General features: G+C 61.3%; 8 protein-coding genes and 6 pseudogenes. 6 read left to right on the plus strand and 8 right to left on the minus strand.

Annotated elements, in window-relative coordinates:
* Positions 1-305: 305 nt before the first annotated feature.
* On the plus strand, positions 306-1,643 hold the full coding sequence (locus G6N13_RS12020; RefSeq protein ID WP_197746830.1) for a nucleotide sugar dehydrogenase: 1,338 nt from the start codon (positions 306-308) through the stop codon (positions 1,641-1,643).
* 374 nt (positions 1,644-2,017) lie between these two features.
* Positions 2,018-2,770 (plus strand): class I SAM-dependent methyltransferase, encoded by a 753-nt coding sequence (locus tag G6N13_RS12025; protein ID WP_197746831.1) that lies wholly within the window; start codon positions 2,018-2,020, stop codon positions 2,768-2,770.
* A gap of 89 nt (positions 2,771-2,859) precedes the next feature.
* On the opposite strand, the gene G6N13_RS12030 is transcribed toward G6N13_RS12025, so the two are convergent.
* Positions 2,860-4,911: an acyltransferase family protein gene (locus G6N13_RS12030; RefSeq protein WP_220096781.1), complete on the minus strand. Its 2,052-nt coding sequence runs from the start codon at positions 4,909-4,911 to the stop codon at positions 2,860-2,862.
* A gap of 95 nt (positions 4,912-5,006) precedes the next feature.
* Here G6N13_RS12030 and G6N13_RS24555 point away from each other — a divergent pair, with 95 nt between their 5' ends.
* Complete coding sequence (locus tag G6N13_RS24555; RefSeq protein WP_220096790.1) at positions 5,007-5,360, plus strand: glycosyltransferase; 354 nt, start codon at positions 5,007-5,009, stop codon at positions 5,358-5,360.
* A 403-nt stretch (positions 5,361-5,763) separates the two neighbouring features.
* On the plus strand, positions 5,764-6,498 hold the full coding sequence (locus G6N13_RS12040; RefSeq protein WP_163697288.1) for a class I SAM-dependent methyltransferase: 735 nt from the start codon (positions 5,764-5,766) through the stop codon (positions 6,496-6,498).
* A gap of 225 nt (positions 6,499-6,723) precedes the next feature.
* Here G6N13_RS12040 and G6N13_RS12045 read toward each other — a convergent pair.
* The 7 genes and pseudogenes from G6N13_RS12045 to G6N13_RS12075 form a co-directional block, all read right to left on the minus strand.
* Positions 6,724-7,831: pseudogene (locus G6N13_RS12045) on the minus strand (IS1634 family transposase); the annotation flags it as partial.
* A gap of 31 nt (positions 7,832-7,862) precedes the next feature.
* Positions 7,863-9,090, minus strand: a pseudogene (locus G6N13_RS12050) (IS3 family transposase).
* A 72-nt stretch (positions 9,091-9,162) separates the two neighbouring features.
* Positions 9,163-9,714 (minus strand): annotated as a pseudogene (locus tag G6N13_RS12055) (IS1634 family transposase); the annotation flags it as partial.
* A 134-nt stretch (positions 9,715-9,848) separates the two neighbouring features.
* A pseudogene (locus G6N13_RS26360) lies at positions 9,849-11,494 on the minus strand (IS1634 family transposase).
* Between the two features lie 221 nt (positions 11,495-11,715).
* Positions 11,716-12,849: a glycosyltransferase gene (locus G6N13_RS12065; protein WP_235678009.1), complete on the minus strand. Its 1,134-nt coding sequence runs from the start codon at positions 12,847-12,849 to the stop codon at positions 11,716-11,718.
* A gap of 40 nt (positions 12,850-12,889) precedes the next feature.
* Positions 12,890-14,443: an O-antigen ligase family protein gene (locus tag G6N13_RS12070; protein WP_163697290.1), complete on the minus strand. Its 1,554-nt coding sequence runs from the start codon at positions 14,441-14,443 to the stop codon at positions 12,890-12,892.
* Positions 14,444-14,645: 202 nt separating this feature from the next.
* Positions 14,646-15,871 (minus strand): annotated as a pseudogene (locus G6N13_RS12075) (IS3 family transposase).
* A gap of 239 nt (positions 15,872-16,110) precedes the next feature.
* Here G6N13_RS12075 and G6N13_RS12080 point away from each other — a divergent pair.
* Together G6N13_RS12080 and G6N13_RS12085 are read left to right on the plus strand one after the other, a co-directional pair.
* Complete coding sequence (locus G6N13_RS12080) at positions 16,111-17,508, plus strand: IS1380 family transposase (protein ID WP_163697292.1); 1,398 nt, start codon at positions 16,111-16,113, stop codon at positions 17,506-17,508.
* A gap of 293 nt (positions 17,509-17,801) precedes the next feature.
* Positions 17,802-19,205: pseudogene (locus G6N13_RS12085) on the plus strand (IS1380 family transposase).
* Positions 19,206-19,374 lie beyond the last annotated feature (169 nt).

Below are 19,374 nucleotides of genomic sequence, written 5' to 3' on the forward strand. Positions count from 1 at the left end.
AAACCTCGACGACGAATGGTGACGATCGTTTCCTCGCCGACGCGCATGGGACGAATACGTCCACTGGCAAACCGTCCTCGCGCTGTCCTCGGGCGAATCGCCGGGCATGATCAAAGGATCATGGTGGTTTCTCGAAGGTGCCGCCAATGATTCAATCGTGCAAGGATGTTGCGTGCTCGCGACACTAGGAGACGGTCCGTTTCAGGTCCTTCGGCCAGTTTGAAACGTCGAGGAGCTTCTGAGGGGGCACTCTGGCGTTGGCACCAGCCAAGCTCGAGGAAAGCAATCGAAATGAGGCGTGAGTCATGACCCACCAATTCCGGATAGGTGTGGGCGTTTTTGGGCTCGGCTACGTCGGCTGCGTCTCGGCTGCGTGCCTCGCCTTGCGGGGGTGTCAGGTCATCGGAGTCGACGTGAACGCCGACAAGGTCGACATGCTGGGCCGAGGTGTCGCACCGATTCTCGAAGAGCGGATTGGTGAGCTGGCCGCCGAAGCCGTCGCGGCGGGAACGCTGACCGTGACCACTAAGGCCCGGCATGCGGTAGCCAGGTCAGACATCTCGCTGATCTGCGTCGGAACACCGTCGACCCCCACGGGGGAGCTGACGACGGCGTTCTTGGAACAGGTGACCGCGGAGATCGGTGTTGCCCTTGCAGAGATGGACCGTTGGCATGTCGTCGTTTATCGCAGCACGATGCTTCCGGGAACGTGTGAGAGCCTGCTGATTCCGATGCTCGAACAACTGTCGGGGAAGCGCGCTGGCGTTGATTTCGGCGTCTGCGTCAATCCAGAGTTTCTCCGTGAAGGGACCAGTGTCAAAGATTTCTTTGACCCGCCGAAAACGGTTGTTGGCGCCAGTGATTCGCGCACAGCCGAGACGGTGATGGCACTCTACGAGGACCTGCCCGGACCTCGCTACGTGGTTCCGATCAGTGTCGCCGAGATGACCAAGTACGTTGACAACAGCTTTCATGCGCTGAAAGTGGCATTTGCCAACGAGATCGGCGCGATCTGCGCCTCGCTGGGCCTTGATTCGCATGACGTCATGGACATCTTTCTTGCTGACACGAAGTTGAATCTGGGCTCGGCATACCTGCGCCCGGGGTTCGCCTTCGGGGGGTCCTGTCTGCCAAAGGACGTCCGGGCGCTCAATCACATAGCCCGGCATAACATCGTGGACACGCCGTTGCTCGGAAATCTGTTGCGGTCCAACGAAAGTCATCTGCAGCGCGCCGTCGACCTGGTCATCGCGGATGGACGCCGCAAAGTAGGGATATTCGGCCTTGCGTTCAAGACAGGTACTGATGATCTCCGGGAGAGCCCGTTGGTGGAATTGGCGGAACGTTTGATCGGCAAGGGGTTCGACGTGAGGATTTTCGATGCGAACGTAGCTCTGTCGCGGCTAGTGGGCGCCAACCGGACCTACATAAGTCAACGGCTCCCACATATCGGCCGGCTACTCAGTGACGATATCGACGCAGTCCTTGGCCATGGAGAAATACTGATCGTCGGGACATGTGCGTCCGAAGTCAGCGAGGCGGTCGCTCGATGTTCACCCGATCAGCGAGTTATCGATCTGGTTCGGTTGCCTGACGCGCGGAAATGGCGCGATCGTGAAAGCTACACGGGTATAGCGTGGTAGCGGCGCTGTTATAAATGGGAAGTCGGCACACGTTACTAGACTTGACCATCTCAGTGTTGACCCATGTAACTCGAACGAAGGGCCAAGGGATCGTTGTGAACACCCAGCCGCTGGCTCGCCCAGAGTTGAGCGCAACTGCTATTGCTCACCTGGTGTGCCCTTGCTGTAGAGGTATCCTGGCATCGTCGGCGGGTGAAGGGATGACGTGTCAGAGTCCCGCCTGCGGAAAGCGATTTCCCATAGTAGACGGAATACCGATTCTGATCGACGAAGAGAATAGTGTCTTCGCGCTGAGTGACTTCGTAGCACGGCGAGAGACGTTCTTCCCTACGAATTCGCGACTGAAACAACGACTGCGGAGACTTCTTCCTTCGGTGAGCGCCAACATCGTGGCCGAAGACAACTATGTGAACTTCGCACGTCTCCTGGAGGACATGCTCACGACAACTAAGCCGCGTGTGTTGATCCTTGGCGGCAGTATCGTGGGCTCGGGGATGGACCTATTGCTAAGTCGGTCGGATTTTGAGTTCATAGAGTCAGACGTGGCGTTTGGGCCGCGCACGAGCATCGTTTTGGATGCGCATGCCATCCCCTTCTCGGACTGCTCATTCGATGGTGTGATTGCCCAGGCCGTCCTTGAGCACGTGGTTGACCCCGGGAAGGTTGTTGACGAAATACACCGCGTATTAAGAGACGACGGCATCGTTTATGCCGATACACCGTTCATGCAGCAAGTCCATGCCGGCGCGTACGATTTCACACGATTCACACATTTGGGTCACAGACGCCTTTTTCGCAAATTCGATGAGATTGCCAGCGGTGCAACATGTGGTACCGGTATGGCACTGGCGTGGTCTTATAAGGCCTTTTTGATGAGCTTAACTAATAAAAAGTCGTTGCACAAACTCGCCATGGTGTTCGCTGCCTTCACATCTTTTTTCTTCAAGTACATGGACAAGTTCACTATCAACAATCCCGCGTCCCTGGACGCGGCTTCGGGAATATATTTTCTCGGCCGAAAGAGTGCGGCAGTACTGTCGGACAGAGAGTTGCTGCTCCAATATCGGGGTGCAGGCCGGCCGGCTGCGATAGAAATGCCATCCGAGGCGACAGCTGAGGAACGCTAATGTATCCAGACGCGGTTCTGCGAGCCGGCCGCGTCAGCGTCGGACAGTGCTGATTGACAGTTCCCGCCGATCAAGCTCGACCAGTGGAATTAGTGGCTCAGGTCACTAGCCCCCGCTGCGTATTCGCCAGCAGACGCGATCGCTGCTTGTAGATCCGGGGCGAGTGCCGCTGACTGGGGCACGCTTATATGGGCCGAGTCCCGGTAGCGCACAAAGTTTGGCGCTTCCGTCGAACAGACTTGGGCCGGACAGAGCGCAGCGGCTGGATCCCAGATAGCGGCCCCGGTATCGTGTGCGACCTCCTTCAGAACAGAGCGTGTGGCCAACACGGGAGTGATCGCGGCTTCGAGCGTGGTTTCTGTGGCGCAGCGCTTTTCGATGACGTCGAACAGGTTGCACCGGCTGGGGTCCCAATTCAGGTGCGGAATTGTTTGAATCAGTAGCACTTTCTGTCCCGCGCTCATGAGAGTCTCGACGGTTCGGAGCAGACCGATCCGCAGAGCTGCGACCTTTCGGCTCGATTCGGTGGAAAGCGCTTCGATCGAGTTACCAGCCTTGAATATGCTTGAGTGCCAGTATTGGTCGGTGTTGGCGATCACGACTACGCCAGGTTCGCTGCGCTTCAGATAGTCAAGAGTGCCTTCGACATATCGTCGACAGACTGCTTTATCTGATGGGGGCGGTGTGTCTAGGTAGATATCGACCATCGGGCAAGCAACCGCCGCGGCTACGACGACCTGTCGTCCGAGGTGTCTTCCCGCAGCAATGATGCCTTCGCTGAACTGAGTCGAGTTCGAGTCGCCGACCAAGTAGATCGGACTGCCTGCCGCGTCCGAGCCCCACGTGCAGTGGCTCTTGACCGCTGGGTCTAGTGGTTGACGCTCGTCACAGCCTGCAATGGTTGCGGTATGAAGCGGGATCGTCGCCGCCTGAAGGTGGCGCACGGGCTGCGACCACCACCCACGTGAGGCGCTGAACCATAGGCTGCCTCCAAGGAGCATCGGAATCACGAGCACCGTGGCCACCAAACCAATCCAGTGACGGCGGTTGAGCCCCTCGAGCTTTCGGATGGGTTCTTCCACATACCTGTAGGAGAACATCGCCGGAGCACACGATAGGACGGCTGCCCCGAACAACGCCCAGGGGTCGTGGGGTAACAGCAGTCCGGCGACGACGATGAATGGCCAATGCCACAAGTAGACGGAGTACGACCAGTCGCCGACCTTGACCATGGCACGTGCGGCTAGCAACCGAAACGCCGGACCCGTGGCGCGAGTTCCGGAGAGAATGAGCAGCAGTGTGCCGGTGACAGGTAGGAGAGTCCAGGTTCCCGGAAATGGTGTTCGGTCATTGATGACCAAGACAGAACCGATGACGATAGCCAAACCTATGATGCTCAGAACCTGACAGAGGCGTGTCGAAGCAGGCGCCCAGCGTGCGAGCATCAACGCCAATAGTGCCCCGGCGGCGAACTCCCAGACCCGGGTCACCGGACCGTAAAAGCCCAGGATTCGTTGGAAGCCAGGAACACTGACTCCGTGCGAACTCACGACGGCTAGCGTGAATGAGACTGCGCCAGATGCCGCGACGATGAGCAACGGGCTGAGTGTCATGAAACGCCGTCGGGATCGCGCCAGCACCCAGCCGAGGAGAATCAGCATGGGAAAGACGAGATAGAACTGCTCCTCGACGGACAGCGACCAGGTGTGCAATAGCGGGTTGGTGTCGGCTTTGGCGTTGAAATAACCACCGGCGGTGGTGGCGATCACGATGTTCGCCACAAGCGCCATGGCGCCGACAGCTGTCTGGCCTGCTGTCTGCTGCGGACCCAATGGAGAAACAAAAGCGGCAGACAGCATCATCGTCACCGCGATCATCAGGGCTAACGCTGGTGTCAGCCGCTTGAAGCGGCGCAGATAGAAGTCGCCGAATTTGATGCGGCCGGACTGCTGCAAGTGCCGATGCAGCATCGCTGTGATGACGAATCCTGAGATCACGAAGAAGATGTCGACGCCGACAAAGCCACCCGGCAGAGGCAGCCCCGCGTGAAACGCGACCACGACAAGCACGGCGATCGCCCGCATACCCTGAATATCAAGGCGCCGATTGCTCGGCGCTTCGGGTTGTTGGTCGCCAAGCAAGGGAACCCCCTGAGTTATCGTCGCGGCGATTCCGCGGGGCCACTAGATCGCCCTGTCGCGGGACGATAGCATCGGTGGGTCGCAGCGCGCCGGACTTGAGCCGCTTCCTCCAGCAGCCGCCGGATGACAGCCTGCGCCACGGAAAGCGCTACCTACTCGCTTACCTCGGTGTGATGGGTCCGCAGGATGGCGTGGACTACGCGTTGCGGGCGCTGAAACTGTTGCGCGACAACCTCGCACGCGATGACTTCCACTGCATCTTCATGGGAGCGGGTGACAGCTACGACGACATGGTCGCGCTCAGTAGCCAACTGGGCCTCGACGACGTGATAGCCTTTCCCGGCAGGGCTCCCGACGAGTATGTCCAACGCTGCCTCTCGACCGCCGACGTCTGCTTGTCCCCGGCATTCGGCAGGCGAGGGGGCAATCTATGTGCCAGCCAACGATGAGCTAGCGTTCGCGCAAGCTATCAGCGACTTGCTCGACGAACCCGCCCGCCGAACCACGATGGGACTACTCGGACGGGCCCGCCTCGAGAAACAGCTTTCATGGGAGTTCTCCCGCCAAGAGTTGGTTGAGTTCTATCACCGCATGATCCCAACGGCTGGCAGCTGACATGTGACACTTGATTCTCGGTGAATTGGTGGAGCGTTTAGATCGATTGGGGGGCGTCAGCACATGTCTGCAACACGTTCATCGGGAGAGGAGCATTCCGGGGTGAGGCAGTCTGCGAGATCGTTCCTGCGCGTGAGGTCCGCGCGACTCCGTCAACGTGGCATTCGAACAGCCCGAGCACTCGTTGACGCGTGCGCAAGACCGCCTTGGGTCAGGCCCGGTCACTTCTACTCGCCGATGAATTCTAGCGATGACATCGAGCGGGCCCTGAGATGGCCTGCTGAAGCACCAGGTATCGACCTCCGCGAGGCTGAGCAGTTGGCGTTGTTTCGAGACTTGGTTCCGCTCTTTGATGGAGTCCCCGAACGCCGCTACAAAACGAACGGGATGTACGGGCCCGCAGATGCGTCTCTTTACCAGGCTATGGTGCGCCACTTGAGCCCCCAACGCGTGGTAGAGGTTGGATCAGGTTATTCAACAGCGAAATTACTGGACACGGCCGAGTATTTGTTGCCCGACCTCCGCGTAACCTGTGTTGAGCCCTATCCTGACCGGTTGCTGGCGCTGCTGAAATCGGGGGACAAGGTGGACGTGACCGTGTGTCCAGTTCAAGACGCAGATATGGAGATCTTCACTTCACTTGAAGATTCCGACATTTTATTCATCGATTCCACTCACGTCGCGAAGGCCGGATCTGACGTCGTCTGGCTTTTCCTCCATGTTCTGCCGCGCCTTCGAAAAGGCGTAGTGGTGCACGTTCACGACATATTCTGGCCCTTCGAATATCCGGCCCAATGGCATAATGAGGGACGGAATTGGAACGAAGATTATTTCTTGCATGCATTTCTTTGCAACAACAGCGCATGGCGTATCGAAGTTTTTAGTTCGTGGCTGTGGCACCGACATTCGGAGTTGGTGCCTAGCGATTTGCGCGCCGAGAGTCCGGGTTCAATTTGGCTGCGACGCTGCTGAACACTGGATGCCGAGAGAATACGGCGATTGAGCTCTGGCAGTTGTTCTAGCTACTTCGACCTGAAAAAGTCGGTGGGTTGATCCGGGGGTTGGCGGTGCCGAGCTGGAAAGATTGCCTCAAAGCCCTTATTGCGGAAGGGATTGAGGCCATCGTGTTTCGTACTGTAGGCGATCAGCCGTCGTTCTGGGAGTCGTTGCTGCCGGACCTGAGTTAGGACATTTGGCTTAGTGCCCCGGTTTCGGGATGCTGAGGGCGTTCAGGATTTGTTGTTGGGCTGCTGGGATTTCCGGTGGGAAGGTCTGGCTGGTGCCGTTGATGGCGATGGTCGCCGAGCGCAGCGGGCGCAGGTTCTTGATGACTTTGGCGATGGCCAGGCCGCTGCGGTCCTGGACGTTGTGCGCGATGGCCAGGGCGGTGAACACGATGGTCAGGTGGGCTTCGATGGCCTCGTGGGTGCGGTGGAACATCGGCCGGGCGCGAAGGTCGCTCTTGGGCATCCGAAATGAGCGTTCCACGTGCCAGAGGTTGTGATGTTTCGCGATGACCTCGGCGGCCGGCATCATGGTGGCGGGGATGGTGGTGACGTAGCCTTTCAAGCCGACCAGTGACTGGGCTCGGGCCAGGCTGGCCTCGTCGAGGACGCGGTCACCGGCGCGGGTAGTGACGAAGCGGGTGGACTTGGCGGCACGCTCACCGCTGATGACGGCGCGAGCGCGGGTCTCCTGGGCGTAGAGAGTTTTCTGATCGTGGCGTGCCCGTTTGGCCGAATATGCCCAGACCGCCCGCCACGCGTTGGGGTGCTCGTCGGGGTTCCAGGCGGGCTCGGCGCGGTGAGCGGGATCATTGACGATGGATTTGGCGTGCCGCGGTGTGACGGTGTCGATTACTTGTCCGTCGGTGAAAGCGTCACCGTTCCAATGGAAATGGGACACCAAATCGATCGGAGCTTTCACGCGATCCGACGATGAACCCCAACCCGGCCTCATCGAGAGCAGTCAGGTTCGACGCCGACAGCATGCCGGCATCAGCGGCGATGACCATCGGGGTGTCACCGAGGTCGTGGCGGGACTGCAAAGCTTGGATGATCGGTACCAGCGTGGTGGTTTCGGCGGTGTTGCCCTCGAAACAACCGACCTCCAACGGGAACCCGGTCCGGTCCACCAGCAGGCCCACGACGATCTGCGGATCGATGCGCCGTTCTTTGGAATAGCCGACCTTACGCAGGTCGTCTTCGTTCTCGGCTTCGAAATACAGGGTCGTGACGTCGTACAACAGCAGGCTCAGCCCACCGCGGTCCGCGGCGTGGGTGAAGCACTTCCCTGCAATGGGCCTTGCCCCCATGCAGTGGACACGGGATTTGTGGTTAGGCGGCTTCGGGCAGTGTAGTGGTCGTTAGGTTCCTTTCGTAGGTCGCGGGGCTGGAATGACGGCATCGGGAGTGCCGTCGTTTGGTGTTATAGCGGGCCAGCCAGCCGAACACCTCGCGGCGGCAACTCGCCGCGTCGGGCCAGCAGGACCGGTCTTGCAGGACCTCACGCTTGAGGGTGGCGTTGAACGATTCCGCGAGCGCGTTATCGGCACTTGACCCCACACCACCCATCGACTGGGTAACTCCAAGAGCTTTGCAGAGTCGTGCGAAATCCTTTGAGGTGTATTGACTTCCGTGATCGGCATGGAACACAGCACCGGCCAGGCTGCCCCGTAGGGCGGTAGCGGCGTGCAGGGCGTCGGCGACGAGTTCGGTGCGCATGTGCTCGGCGATCGCCCACCCGCGACCCGCCGCGAGCAGCAGTCGATCACCGTGGCCAGGTACAGGTTGCCGCCGGTGGCCAACGGCAGGTAGGTGATGTCCCCGACATAGCGGGTGTTGATCTGCGTGGCGGTGAAGTCCCTGTTGAGCAGGTCGGGGACCTTCTGGTCGGCCGGATCAGCCACCGTGGTTTTCACACGCCGGCGGCGCTGGTAGCCGGCGATCCCGTGGCTGCGCATCACCCGGGCCACCCGCTTGTGGTTGACCCGCTCACCGTCGGGCACGCCGTCGTTGAGCTCGGCGGTGATCCGCGGTGCCCCGTAGGTGTTGTCCTCGTCGTGCACCACCCGGATCCGCTCGGCCAGCACCTGGTCAGCGGCCTCACGCGCCGCGCGGCCGTCAGCACCGGCCAGCCATGCGTAGAACGACGAACGTGCGACCTCCACGAGCGCACACAGCCACTTCACCTCGAAGGCGTGCAGGTGGTCGGCGACGAACTGGAAGCGGCTCACCAGTTCCTCTCCCCGGCGAAATATTTCGCCGCCGACCGCAGAATGTCCCGCTCGGTGGACAACCGGGCCTGCGTGGCGCGTAACGCCTTGTTCTCAGCCCGCAGCCGGGCCAGCTCCTGCTCCGCAGTCTCGCAACCCGGGCTCGCTGCCGCCGCCGAGGCCGACCGACAGTGCCGGATCGACACCCCGGCCGCCTTGCACCACGCCGACAGTGTCGCCTCACTGACACCGAGCTCGGCGGCGATCACCGTGATCGTCGCACCCTCGGTGTCCCGGTACAGCGCGACCGCGTCACGCTTGAACTCCTCTGGATAGTTTTTCCTTGCCATCGCGCTGGATCATCTCGCTTCCCCCAGGAACATCCCGGGATTGAGCGTGTCCAACACATGGGGTCAAGTCCCAATCGCACCGCGGTAGTCACCGGTGTTGACCTTCGCGAGGTGACGTTGAATTGTCTTGTAGGACACTATCTCTGCGCCGAGATCGGTCAGAACCCGGGCGGCATCGGCCTTGCTGGTCGGTTCCACCAGGCGGGCGATCACCAGATCACGGAATACCGGGTCGTTGACGGCATCGAAACCGAGCCAGTCGTAGACCGCACCGAGGGTGTCGTAGAGCAGGCGTGAACACGTCGACGTGGTCCGCCCTGGCGACACCGGGGCGCCCTTGGGAACACCAGCGGTCGGCAGGCTCAGCGTGCCGGTACCCCAGTCGGCGACATCACCGACCCGCTGGGTTCAGGCAGCCACCTCGATATCGAGTGCACCTTGATCGGCAGCGGCGATCCGGCGGGCCGCCTCGACCAGGATCCCCAGCTCGGCATCGGTGTGCGCGGAACCGACATGAGCCAGGATCGTGCGCTGCCCTCGGTGTTTACCTACCACCTGCACCTGCACCTGCACCTGCACCGCGACAGCGCCCGAGGCGGTGCGCACCTTCCGCACGTACGCCACCACCCGAACTTACCCGCTTAGTGCCCCAAACAGAGCACTAAACCAACTGAACCTGCAGGTCAACGGATCCCGGAATCAGAAACAAGCCGACCATGACCTAAGTCAGGATCACCTCCCGAGTTGGGTCATTTGGCTTAGTGCCTTGATTTTTCGGTCTTCAGGGCGTTGAGGATCGTCTCGACCTCGGGGTTTATTGCTGGCGGGTAGGTGGCGATGACGGCGTTGATGTCGATGGTGGCGTTGCGCAGGGGTTTGAGGGTGCGCAGGAATCGCCGTAGCGAGAGCCCGGTTCGGGTCTGGATTTCGCGGCTGAGGGCCAGGGCGGTGAACACGATGGTGAGGTGGGCTTCGATGGCGTCGCGGGTGCGGGCAAACATGGGCCGGGCGGCGAGGTCGGATTTCGACATCCGGAAGGACTGCTCGACTCGCCACAGGTCGTGGTAGCTGGAGATGATCTCGGTGGCGGGCATGAGCGTGGTGTCGATGTTGGTGACATAGCCTTTGAGGCCGACCAGATGGCGTGCGCGCTGCAGGGAGCTTCGTCGAGGGTACGGGCCCCGTTTCGGACTGTGACGAATCGTGGTGTGCGGGCTGTCTTGTCGCCGGCGACGACTGCGCGGGCCTTGTGTTCCTGCAGGTTCAGTGTCTTGGTGTCGCGGACCGCCCGTTTGGTCGAGTAGGCCCATACCGCTCGCCACGATTTCGGGTGTGTCGTCGGGTTCCAGATGGGTTCGGCTTTGAGTTTCGGGTCGCTGGTCTTGGTGGTGGTGCCGCGCTGATCGCGTGGGGTGATGGTGTCGATGATCTGGCCGTCGGTGAAAAGGTTGCCGTGCCAATGGAAGTGCGATGTCAGATCGCCCGGGGCTTTGGTGACTCTGGATCCGACGATGAATCGCAACCCGGCCTCATCAAGGTCACGCAGGTTCGTGGCCGAGAGCATGCCGGCATCGGCGACGACGACCATGTCGGTGATTGCATGCCGCTGCTGGAAGGCGGTCACGATCGGCACGATGGTCAGGGTCTCGGCCTTGTTGCCCTCAAAGCAGCCGATCTCCAGCGGGAAACCTTGCCGGTCGACCAACAGCCCGACCACGATCTGCGGGTCGACGCGGCGTTCCTTGGAGTAGCCGACTTTGCGCAGGTCGTCTTCTTTGTCGGCCTCGAAGTACAGGGTGGTGACGTCGTAGAGCACCAGGCTCAGATCGCCTGTGGTGCAAGCCGTTTGGAAGCACGCGGCGGCTATCCGTTCACGGTAACCACCGGCAGAGGCGCGGCGCAGCGTCCGTTTACGTGTCGACAACGACGCCGAGGTGCGACCCATCTCGGCCAGGACTCGATCGACATCGAGGAGGCTGGTCGGTTCCACCACGCGGGCGATCACCAGATCCCGGAAAACCTCATCGTCGACCGCGTCGTCGAAGCCCAGATAGGCATACACCCCGGCCAGAGCTTCGTAGAGCAATCCGCTGCAGGACTTCAGGACGTGAGCCCGGGCCACCAGTTGCCGCGGGCCGGGCCCAGCACCAGAATCGGCGAACAGGCCCGCGGCCGGCGGCGGCACCATCTCGACCTTCACGGCTTTCGGGGTGATGCCCAGATCCAGTTCCCGCTGGGCATCATCGGTCAACAACCGGCGAGCCTGCTCGATGAGTAGTCCGAGTTCGGCGTCATCGCGGGCCGAGCCCACATGACGGACGATCCGCCGGCGACCGTCCACGAATTCAGCGATCTGCACCGCAGTGGCACCCGAGGCAGTACGCACCCGCCGAATCCACACCACCCGCCCGAGCCTACCGAGGCGAATTAGTGCCTTGCGGGCGCACTAAGCGAAACCATCACCGCAGGTCAACGACTCAGTACTTCAAGGAACAGTCCAATGTGACCCAAGTCAGGTCAACGGATCCCGGAATCAGAAACAAGCCGACCATGACCTAAGTCAGGATCACCTCGGCGTGTCACAATTGCCCCAACAATCACACGCTTAACTGCGCGGCATTGGGGTTAGTTCCGGCCGTAAACGATGTCTTCAATCGCACGTTCGGTCGCCACGACACTTCGTTCCAAACTGAACTCCGCCTCGATTCGAAGCCGAGCCGCCTGTCCCATGCGCAGTGCAAGAGCAGGGTTCGACAGCAACTCCTTCAACCGAGCTGCGAGCTGGGCGGGGTCTTGCGGCGGTACGAGATAGCCTGAAACTCCGTCCTCAACCACCTCACTAATCCCACCCACATCAGTACAGACGACTGGCCGAGCGCAGGCCATCGCTTCCAGAACGGAGATGGGGAAGCATTCGGTGTTAGAACTCAGCGTGAAAACATCCATTGCTCGTAAAACTTGTCCGATATCACTACGCGCGCCGCAAAAGCACACGTTGTTCGCGATACCGAGATTAGCGCAGAGCGCCTCGAGCTCGGCGCGAATCGCACCGTCCCCAACAATGAGAAGTCTTAATCTGGGTACGTCGTTCAGCACAATGCGGGCGGCATGAAGCAGCGTTACGTGACCCTTTTCAGGACGCAGTGACGCAACAATGCCAACCACAGGATCACCAAGGCAGTCAATACCAAATTCAGCGAGGATGCTTCGGTCGGTCGTTGTATCGAATAGATCAAGTTCGACCCCATTGTGGATTATTCGCACCTTGTCGTCCGGGCAGTCAAGACCGTCGACAATATAGCCCCTCTGTGCTTCTGCAACGCCAAAATAGCTAGCAGTCCAAGGGAGCAATAATTGATCTGCAGACTTGCGGATCCAACTGCGTGGCTCGATGTCGACCGCGGAATGCACCCAAACGATGGAATGTTTTACGCCAGCAATGACGGCGGCAATTCGGCCCAAAACTTCGGCGTTGTATCCTCGCGTCACCACCACGTCGGGGCGGGCGCTGCGCATTTTAGAAACCAACTGGCGCAGCGCACGGAACGCGTTCTTCTTACCGCCCAGATTCAGTGCTGCCGCTTCGATGCCAGCCTGCGGCAGCGCATCGAATAATCTGCCTTTCTCTCCGATGCAGATCACCGAAGGCATGAATCTCGTCGAATCCATCTTCGGAGCGAGGGTGGTGACGTGCCGTTCGGCTCCTCCGATTCGGAGATCTGGTACAACAAACATCACTCGGATCAGGGGAACGGTCAACGCGGAGCACCCCACAGTCCGCTAGCTTCGCGCGTTCTCATCATGAGACCAAACCTTTGTGGCTACCGCCCGCAGACTCAATTAAGTGCTCAGAAGGATCGGACGCTTCAGCGTTTCCCCCTGCGAGTTGCCGGGATGTCGAACCATAGGAATGAGGGTTCTGGCTCATTAACGACGGCAGTGCAGGGATGGGCTTTCGGCTGAATGTCATGGCCGCCCCTAAAGCGATCCCCAAGACCATTGCTGCCGTCCCTGACTCTCCTGCCGGGGAAACCACGCAGACGGCTAAATAGATGGCGGCAAAAGCTGCGCTGGCCTTCGCTTCGACTAGTGGCGTGCGGAGTCCTCTGACGATTGGAATGAGCGCGAACAGGGCGAAACCACCCAAACCGATAATTCCAGACTTTGCGAGCAGCCACAGATAGAAATTGTGCGCGTAGTAGGGACCGTATGTGGCGGTGAAGGAGTTAGCGCGTCCGAATGCCGGCTGATAGGCGTACCCAAAGCCATGCCCGACAATCGGAGCTTCGGGGATCGCAATCCACAAATGAGCATTCTCCGCCTGCCGGGCGCCATAAGACATATCCCCTCCGTTTACGAAGAGGAATAAACCATCAAAGATTCTCGTGCGGTACGCTTCAAACTGTTGCCCAACCCACCCGTTGCCAAAGGAAATTGGAGACAGTTGTAATAGAATTGCCAAGACGCATGCGATACCCAAGAAAATGCCGAGGATCTTTGCGAGTCGAAGAAAGGTGGCCCGACTGGGGCTCAGAAACCCGGCAATACCCACCGCCGCGAACGCAGCAAGGAAAGAAAACCTCGTAAATGAAAAAAATGTAATGATCAGCGCTGGAGTACCTAGCGTGACCCAGGCCGCCGGACGCACGCGAGTGATTATGGAAACGACAATTAGGACGATCAGTACGGCGAACGCTGGTGCTTGAGTCACGGTGAAGAACCGTTGGACGTCCCCGGCGATCTTGGATCCATCTGCACCGACGAGCGTTTTTTCACCGCCTTGAACGCTAAGGCTCGCTATGCTGCCGACCGCAATCATTGCGGCGGAGAACCAGAGCACTACGACCATAACTCTGACCGCTCGGGCTACTAGATTTTGTCTGATGACTAATTCCGCAAGCGTGAAGCCCGCGGCCATCATTACTAAGGGCCGCGCTTCGAAAATTATCCATTGAAGTTCGTTGTTATTCAAAAATCCGGTGATAATCGAAAACGCTACGAAAATAAGATATATCGCTGGAAGCGCAAAAATTGGCGTTCGATTTCGCCGGGAGAGAATCAAGAAAGCGATTGCTAAGAATACGAGAATCTCATAGATATAGATGATGGTAGATCCGACAAGTTTGCCTGCAGGCACACCGGAAGGCATCGTTGCAAACGCTGAAAACAGCGCAATCCAAACCATCCAGTTCGGTGCGGCAAAATATACGATTAAGCACCCTATTCCGCCAAGTGCTAGTATTCCAATGATAGGCGAACGGGCGGCGTAGAAGCCGATAAATAGGCATGCAAGTAGAATTGGAACCCATGTAATAATGCGCTTGCCGAGAACGGCGCTATTACTTTCGATCATGGCGCAATACTCATATGCTGTACCAAATCCCTTCGTGCTGTTCGATACCTGAACGCACCAGCGGGTCGACATTAGCATCGAAGACTGGTGGCCTAGATTCAGGCCGTCGGAATTTTTAAGGTGGACGAGTCCCAGGGGCTCGGCAAAGTCGGTGAGGGCGTGGTCGGGCCTTGCCCCCATGCAGTGGACACGGGATTTGTGGTTAGGCGGCTTCGGGCAGTGTAGTGGTCGTTAGGTTCCTTTCGTAGGTCGCGGGGCTGGAATGACGGCATCGGGAGTGCCGTCGTTTGGTGTGATAGCGGGCCAGCCAGCCGAACACCTCGCGGCGGCAACTCGCCGCGTCGGGCCAGCAGGACCGGTCTTGCAGGACCTCACGCTTGAGGGTGGCGTTGAACGATTCCGCGAGCGCGTTATCGGCACTTGACCCCACACCACCCATCGACTGGGTAACTCCAAGAGCTTTGCAGAGTCGTGCGAAATCCTTTGAGGTGTGTTGACTTCCGTGATCGGCATGGAACACAGCACCGGCCAGGCTGCCCCGTAGGGCGGTAGCGGCGTGCAGGGCGTCGGCGACGAGTTCGGTGCGCATGTGCTCGGCGATCGCCCACCCGCGACCCGCCGCGAGCAGCAGTCGATCACCGTGGCCAGGTACAGGTTGCCGCCGGTGGCCAACGGCAGGTAGGTGATGTCCCCGACATAGCGGGTGTTGATCTGCGTGGCGGTGAAGTCCCTGTTGAGCAGGTCGGGGACCTTCTGGTCGGCCGGATCAGCCACCGTGGTTTTCACACGCCGGCGGCGCCGGTAGCCGGCGATCCCGTGGCTGCGCATCACCCGGGCCACCCGCTTGTGGTTGACCCGCTCACCGTCGGGCACGCCGTCGTTGAGCTCGGCGGTGATCCGCGGTGCCCCGTAGGTGTTGTCCTCGTCGTGCACCACCCGGATCCGCTCGGCCAGCACCTGGTCAGCGGCCTCGCGCCGCGCGGCCGTCAGCACCGGCCAGCCATGCGTAGAACGACGAACGTGCGACCTCCACGAGCGCACACAGCCACTTCACCTCGAAGGCGTGCAGGTGGTCGGCGACGAACTGGAAGCGGCTCACCAGTTCCTCTCCCCGGCGAAATATTTCGCCGCCGACCGCAGAATGTCCCGCTCGGTGGACAACCGGGCCTGCGTGGCGCGTAACGCCTTGTTCTCAGCCCGCAGCCGGGCCAGCTCCTGCTCCGCAGTCTCGCAACCCGGGCTCGCTGCCGCCGCCGAGGCCGACCGACAGTGCCGGATCGACACCCCGGCCGCCTTGCACCACGCCGACAGTGTCGCCTCACTGACACCGAGCTCGGCGGCGATCACCGTGATCGTCGCACCCTCGGTGTCCCGGTAAAGCGCGACCGCGTCACGCTTGAACTCCTCTGGATAGTTTTTCCTTGCCATCGCGCTGGATCATCTCGCGGCGACCATCGTCATCAACGCTGCCAGCCAAGCCTTTCCGCCCGAAACCCCCGAGCCTCAGCCCAAGATCCTCGCCAATCTCGGCATCAAAGTGGCTTACTAGCCTGAATTTTTCGTAAAACGCGCTGGTCGGAGTGTGTTGATAGGCGAAAGTGCCTGTCCTGCAAGGCATGATGGGACTTGTCGAGAGTCCATGATGCGAGCTGGAAGGCACTTCGCAGGTGAAGAGTATCGCAGCGGTTTCCCGGGTGAAAGTCTCTGCGGACGGTCATGGTGTCGTGTCCCATGCCGGAATGGGCATGCTGCGGGAACTGGCGGAGCTGTCCGGGTTGTCGGCAGGGGTCACCGCGGCGTTGGCCGACACCTATCGGGGCCCGTGGATCTACCCGCCGGGCGCGGTGTTCGCCGATCTCGCCGCGGCGGTCGCCGACGGCGCGACCTGCATCGACGGGGTCGGACAGTCGTGCGGGGACCGTGAGCACGTGTTCGGTCCGGCCGCCTCGACCACCACAATGTGGCGGCTGGTCGACGAGCGGATCGACGCCGCCCACCTGCCCGCAATCCGTGCGGCGCGATCGGATGCGCGGGCCGCGGCGTGGGCCGCCGGGGCCGCGCCCGCCGGCGACGGGTGGCTGCACATCGACATGGACGCCACCATCACTATCGACCATTCCGACAACAAGCAGAACGCGGCCGCGACCTGGAAGAAGACCTATGGTCACCACCCGCTGCTGGCGTTTTTGGACCGCCCCGAGGTCGCCGGCGGTGAAGCGTTGGCCGGGCTGCTGCGAGCAGGCAACGCCGGGTCCAACACCGCCGCCGATCACATCACCGTGTTGGGTCGGGCGCTGGAATCGCTGCCGGCCGCCTACCGACCCGACCCCGACGACCCCGCCGCCCAAAAGATCCTGGTGCGTTCGGATTCGGCCGGCGCGACGCACAAGTTCGCCACCGAATGCCGCCGCCAAGGCGTGGGGTTCTCGTTCGGGTTCGCCGTCGACGCCCGCGTACGCGACGCGGTCGACACCCTCAACCTCGCCGACGCCTGGTATCCGGCGATCGACTCCGGCGGCGGGATCCGCGACGGCGCGTGGATCGCCGAGGCCACCGGCCTGGTCGACCTGAGCGGCTGGCCGGCCGGCACCCGGCTGATCCTGCGCAAGGAACGTCCCCATCCCGGCGCGCAACTGAACTTCACCGACGCCGACGGGATGCGGGTCACCGCCTTCATCACCGACACACCCAACGGCGTCATCGACGGGCAACTCGCCGGTCTGGAATTACGTCACCGCCAACACGCCCGCGTCGAAGACCGCATCCGCGAGGCCAAGGCCACCGGGCTGCGAAACCTACCCTGCCACGGTTTCGACGCCAACAATGCCTGGCTCGAAATCATCCTCGCCGCCACCGACCTCGTGGCATGGGCCACATTGATCGGCTTCACCGAGCATCCTGATCTGGCCACCTGCGAGATCGACACCTTCCGCTATCGGGTCCTGCACGTGGCCGCCCGCATCACCAAAGGCGCCCGCCAAATCCGGCTGCGCATCGACGCCACCTGGCGCTGGGCGGCAGCCATCACCGCCGCCTGGCACCGACTCCGCGACGCCTTCCCCTGAATCCCCGCACCGACCTGTCCCAACGACTACGAAAGACCTACCGGCCCTTGGAAAGCCCGCCCAACCCGACGACACGGGACGACCAAACACGCCCCATGTCGAAAAGACCGAAGAAACCGGCCACCCCAGCCCAACCCGCAACCGAAATCGACCGGCATGCAAAATCGAGGCTAGCCCGGATTTTTCGTGGAATGTTGTGAGTTTTGGGGTGTAGATACGCGAAAGTGCCTGTCCTGCATGGGATAATCGGACTTGTCTACGGTTCGATCAACCATTGGGAAGGCACTTCGCAGGTGAAGAGTGTCGCGGTGGCATCACGGGTGGAAGTGTCGGCTGACGGCCAGGGTGTCGTGTCGCATGCTGGGATGGGCTTGCTGCGCGAGCTCGCCGATCTCGCGGGCCTGTCCTTGCAGGTCACCGCGGTGCTGGCCGATACCTACCGCGGCCGGTGGGTGTACGCCCCTGGTGAGGTGTTCGCCGATCTGGCGGCTGCGGTCGCCGACGGTGCGGACTGCATCGACGGTGTAGGACAGCTGTGCGGCGACCGTGAGCACGTGTTCGGCGCGAAGGCCTCGACCACCACGATGTGGCGATTGGTCGACGAGCGCATTGATGCCGCGCACCTGCCCGGGATCCGCACCGCCCGTGGTGTAGCCAGGGCAGCGGCGTGGGCCGCGGGTGCAGCGCCGTGCAGCGGTGAGTGGTTGCACATCGACATCGACGCGACGCTGGTGATCGATCAGTCCGACAACAAGGAGTCGGCGACCCCGACCTGGAAGAAGTCCTTCGGCCTGCATCCACTGCTGGCGTTTCTGGATCGCCCCGAAATCTCCGGCGGTGAAGCGTTGGCCGGATTGTTGCGGGCCGGTCGCGCGGGCTCCAACACCGCCGCCGACCACATCACCGTCCTTGACCAGGCGTTGGCGTCGCTGCCGGCGGCGTGGCGTCCAGACCCGGGGCGAGGCGGTGATGATTCGGATGCACCGAAGGTGTTGGTGCGCTGCGACACTGCTGGGGCCACCCACGACTTCGCGACGGCCTGCCGCGCCGCCGGGGTGGGGTTCTCGTTCGGGTTTCCCGTGGACTGGCGGGTGCAGGACGCGGTGGACACCCTCAACCTCGGCCAGGGGTGGTATCCGGCGATCGACACCGACGGTGGTATCCGTGACCGCGCCTGGGTCGCCGAGGCCACCACCTTGGTCAACCTGTCGACCTGGCCGACCGGCACCCGGTTGATCCTGCGCAAAGAACGCCCGCATCCCGGTGCCAATTCACCGACGCCGACGGGATGCGGGTCACCGCGTTCATCACCGACACACCGCCCGGTGTCGTGGCCGGCCACGTCGCCGGCCTGGAACTACGGCATCGCCAACACGCCCGCGTCGCCGACCGCATCCGCGAACTCAAGAACACCGGCCTGCATAACCTGCCGTGCCACACCTTCGATGCCAACGCCGCCTGGTGTGGAAATCGTCCTGACCGCCGCCGACCTGGTCACCTGGGCCCGACTGCTGGGCTTCACCACCCATCCCGAACTCGGCCGCGCCGAAATCAACACGTTCCGCTACCGGGTCCTGCACGTGGCCGCCCGCATCACCCGCGGCGCACGACAACTGCGACTGCGCATCGATGCGACATGGCGCTGGGCAGCGATCATCGCCACCGCCTGGCAGACCATCCGCACAGCCTTCGACTGACACCGGATCAACCGATCCGTCGACCACGAAAGACCCACTGGCACTGGGAAAGCCCGCACCACCCGGCGACACGGGGCCATCAAACACGGCCCCACCACAAAACCCGGGTCCATCAACAAACCCCAGCCCCGACTCCCACCACCATCACTCGACGAAAAATCGAGGTTAA

Source organism: Mycolicibacterium sarraceniae (genome assembly GCF_010731875.1).
Lineage (GTDB): Bacteria > Actinomycetota > Actinomycetes > Mycobacteriales > Mycobacteriaceae > Mycobacterium > Mycobacterium sarraceniae.

Bases quoted from the DNA above. Each gene is read 5' to 3' on its own strand.
- G6N13_RS12020 (WP_197746830.1), top strand. From the start codon at position 306: ATGACCCACCAATTCCGGATAGGTGTGGGCGTTTTTGGGCTCGGCTAC.
- G6N13_RS12040 (WP_163697288.1), top strand. From the start codon at position 5,764: ATGAATTCTAGCGATGACATCGAGCGGGCCCTGAGATGGCCTGCTGAA.
- G6N13_RS12070 (WP_163697290.1), bottom strand. From the start codon at position 14,443: ATGATCGAAAGTAATAGCGCCGTTCTCGGCAAGCGCATTATTACATGG.